1 protein-coding gene is annotated in these 741 nt (G+C 73.0%); it reads right to left on the reverse strand.

The window, feature by feature from the left end; genetic code table 11:
* Positions 1-741 (reverse strand): histidine kinase (locus GT354_RS10975; protein ID WP_237534611.1); only part of this gene is annotated, 741 nt, incomplete at both ends.

Consider the following 741-nt stretch of genomic DNA (forward strand, 5'->3'; position numbering starts at 1 on the left):
CGCGGCCGTCGTCGACCACGGTGAGGTCGATCGCGTCGGCCGAACAGCGCACCCGGATACGGGCGTTCGCTCCGGGCAGGGCGTGCTTGAGCGTGTTGGTCAGGGCCTCCTGGGTGAGCCGGTACACCGCGAGCTGGGCGCCCTGCGGGACGGCGGCGGTGTCCCCGTCGACGGTCAACGTCGTGGGCAGGCCCGCCGCGCGCACCTGGTCCGCGAGCGCGCCCAGCCGGGTCAGGTCCGGCTGTGGGTGGCGGGCGGCGTCGGGTTCGTCCTCGCGCAGTACGCCCAGGAAGCGGCGCATCTCCACGAGCGCCTGCCGCCCCGTACCCGACACCTGCTCCATCGCGACCGTGGCCTTGCCGGGGGAGTTGTCCACGGTCATCGCGGCGGCGTCGGCGAGCGCGACCATGACCGACAGGTTGTGCGTGACGATGTCGTGCATCTCGCGCGCGATTCTGGCCCGCTCGGCCGCGACGGCGAGCATGGCCTGCTGGTCCTGCTCGCGCTCCAGACGGTCGGCGCGATCCTCCAGGGCGTCGAGGTACACGCGGCGCGTGCGCAGATTCGTGCCCGTCACGCCGGCCGCGACGACCATCGCGGTGAGCGCGACGAACGACCCGACGAAGGCGCCGTCGATCGACCACTTGGCCGCGGCCATGATCGCCCCGGTTTCGAGTACGGCCGCCGCGGCCAGGGCGCAGCGCCGGCTACGGTGCCTGGCGACGTTGTAGAACGCGATCA

Origin of the sequence: Streptomyces sp. SID3343, from assembly GCF_009865215.1 — a bacterium.
Classification (GTDB): Bacteria; Actinomycetota; Actinomycetes; order Streptomycetales; family Streptomycetaceae; genus Embleya.